This window comes from Mesorhizobium sp. M7A.F.Ca.CA.004.12.1.1, from assembly GCF_003997835.1.
Classification (GTDB): Bacteria; Pseudomonadota; Alphaproteobacteria; order Rhizobiales; family Rhizobiaceae; genus Mesorhizobium.
This window is the reverse complement of record NZ_RZRK01000849.1, coordinates 1-2581: the sequence shown is the minus strand read 5'-3', so window position 1 is coordinate 2581 and position 2581 is coordinate 1. Positions and strand designations below refer to the sequence as shown.

The following is a 2581-nucleotide window of genomic DNA, read 5'->3' as shown; positions in this document are numbered from 1 at the left end:
GGCCGTGCGCGGCCGCCGACGAAAACACGCAGCGCCACATCCTCGCTCTCGGAGGCTTCCGTAGCCTCGACCTTGCCGAGACGCACCGACACGCCGGTCGAGCGGCCGCGCACGGCCACCGCGTCGGCGGCATCGGCGCCGGCCTTTTTGGCAGCCTCGACCAGAGCCGCGACGCGGTCGGTCAATTTTGCTGCGTCTGATATATCGGTCATGCCTGAAATCCTGCTGGTGCGGCCGGTGTGCGGCCGTTGCCCACCCATCTATTGTTCCGGTCCGGCTTGTGCAATGGCATAGGCTTCAATCAAAATGCAGGGTGGGCGGTTCAAAACCGCGAACCCTGTGACGCAAAATGGGTTCGCAGCTTGCACGGAGCATTTCGATGACGCCTTTCCATCTCGCCTTCCCGGTCCGTGATCTCGATGAAACCCGCGTTTTCTATGGCGAGGTGCTGGGCTGTGCGATCGGCCGTTCATCGGCGACCTGGGTCGATTTCGACCTCTACGGCCACCAGATGTCGGCGCATCTGCGTCCGCAGGCCGCACAGGCCCCCAGTGACGGCAGGGTCGACGGCATTGTCGTGCCGATTCCGCATTTCGGCGCGGTGCTGCTGATGGACGACTGGCAGCGCCTGGCGACGCGGCTGGAGGCGCGCGACGACATCGACTGGCTGGAACGGCCGATGGTGCGTTTCAAGGGCGAACCCGGCGAACAGGCAACGCTGTTCATCCGCGACCCCTCGGGCAATGCCCTGGAATTCAAGGGTTTTCGCTCGCTGGAGCAGGTTTTCGCGCACTAACTCAGATCGAGGGCATCGGTCGATCAACGGCCGAAACGGCCCGCCGCGAAAGGTGCGAGCCGAGCCGGATCGCCGCGTCCGCCGATCAAGTCGGCGACCAGCCGCGCGGTGATCGGAGCCAGCGTCAGGCCGAGATGGCCGTGCCCGAAAGCATGAATTACGCGGGAGCTGCCGCGCGAAGCGCCGATGACCGGCCTGGAATCCGGCAGGGACGGCCGGAAGCCGAGCCATTGCGAGGCAGGCGAGCCGAGCCTGGGAAAAATTTGCCTGGCGCCACGGTCAAGCAGCGCCAGCCGGCGCGGATTTGGCGGCGCGACCAGGCCGCCGAGTTCGACGGTGCCGGCGACCCGCAAGCGGCCAGCCATCGGCGTCAGGTAGAAACCAAGATCGACGGGACAGACAGGTCGGTTGAGCAGCGGCGCGTCGGTCTGGAATTCCAGATGATAGCCGCGCTCGGTCTCGAGCGGAATCCTGTCGCCGGCCTGCGCGGCCAGTGCGCGCGACCGTGCACCGGCGGCGATCACCACCGTGCCAGCCTTGATGCGAACGCCGGGTCCGCTGAGCTGGACACCGTCAGCCTCGACCTGCAGTCCGGTGATCTCAGCCTGCTTCACCGATGCACCACGGGCACTCACCGCGCCCAGCAACCGCCGCATCACCATTGCCGGATCGGTGACATTGATCGAGTCGGGAAAATACACGCCATGCGCTGCTGTCGCCGGCAGGCCCGGCTCAAGCGCCGCCACCTCTTCGGGAGTCAGCACCTCTTGGTGGATGCCAAACCCAGCGCGCATTGCCCGGCCGCCGGCGCCAGCGGCAAAATCGCTCTCGCGGCGATAGAGGTAAAGACAGCCATTGCGGCGCAGCTGGTCCTCCAGCCCGGCCTCCCCGATCATGTCTTCCCAGGCCGGAAGGGCGTCGGCCAGCAGTCCGGCGAGCGCCAGCGCATTGGCCTGGGTCGCCGCCGGCAGCGATTGCCGCACGAATTGAACCAGCCAGGGCGCCAGTTGCAGCAGTGCCGGCCAGCGCAGCGAAAACGGACTGTCGGGATCAAGCAGCAACTTTGGCAGCGCGCGCAGCACGGCTGGACTGCCGACCGGCATACAGGCGTATTCGGCGATCGTTCCGGCATTGCCTGATGAGGCGCCGGAGCCCGGCTCATGGGGATCGATGAGCAGGACTTCGCGGCCGTCCGCGACAAGGCGAAGTGCCGTCGCCAGCCCGACAACTCCGGCGCCGACAATGGCGATTTCGACCGTTTCAGAAGCAGCCACTGTAGATCTTCCCGATTGACCGTGAATCCAGTACCGATCATGTGGTCTCTTGGTTCGGGGTCACGGTCCAGTCTTGATCCCTGGAATCGAATAGGCCAGATCTTTCCGCGCCTCAGGCAACAGGCGTCCAGATCACGTCCTCGATTTTTTGCGCGCCGGTGGCCAGCATCGCCAGCCGGTCGAAGCCGAGCGCGATGCCGCTGGCCGGCGGCATGATGGCAAGGGCGGCGAGGAAATCCTCGTCCAGCGGATAGCGCTCGCCATAGATGCGCTGCTTCTCGTCCATCTCGATGACGAAGCGCCGGCGCTGCTCGTCGGCGTCGGTCAGTTCGCCAAAGCCGTTGGCGAGTTCGACGCCGCAGCAATAGAGCTCGAAACGCTCCGCCACGCGCGGGTCGCGTGGGCTCGGCCGTGCCAGTGCCGCCTCGGCCACCGGATATTCGCACAGGATGGTCGTTCGTCCCTGCCCGAGGAATGGCTCGATTTTTTCCACCATCACCCGGCTGAACAG

Annotated in this window: 4 protein-coding genes; 1 reads left to right on the top strand and 3 read right to left on the bottom strand. The window is 65.7% G+C overall.

All coding sequences use genetic code 11. From position 1 onward, the window contains the following. The coding region (locus tag EN984_RS30680; protein ID WP_281057359.1) for a DNA gyrase modulator at positions 1-212 on the bottom strand (212 nt) is incomplete at its 3' end. Positions 213-379: 167 nt separating this feature from the next. Here EN984_RS30680 and EN984_RS30675 point away from each other — a divergent pair. After that, on the top strand, positions 380-796 hold the full coding sequence (locus EN984_RS30675) for a VOC family protein (protein ID WP_127266861.1): 417 nt from the start codon (positions 380-382) through the stop codon (positions 794-796). Between the two features lie 23 nt (positions 797-819). Here EN984_RS30675 and EN984_RS30670 read toward each other — a convergent pair whose 3' ends face one another. Together EN984_RS30670 and EN984_RS30665 are read right to left on the bottom strand one after the other, a co-directional pair. Continuing rightward, a complete protein-coding gene (locus tag EN984_RS30670) occupies positions 820-2070 on the bottom strand; it encodes an FAD-dependent oxidoreductase (protein ID WP_127266862.1) in 1251 nt (416 codons plus the stop codon). Between the two features lie 112 nt (positions 2071-2182). Next, positions 2183-2581 (bottom strand): amino acid--tRNA ligase-related protein (locus EN984_RS30665; protein WP_348630243.1); only part of this gene is annotated, 399 nt, incomplete at its 5' end.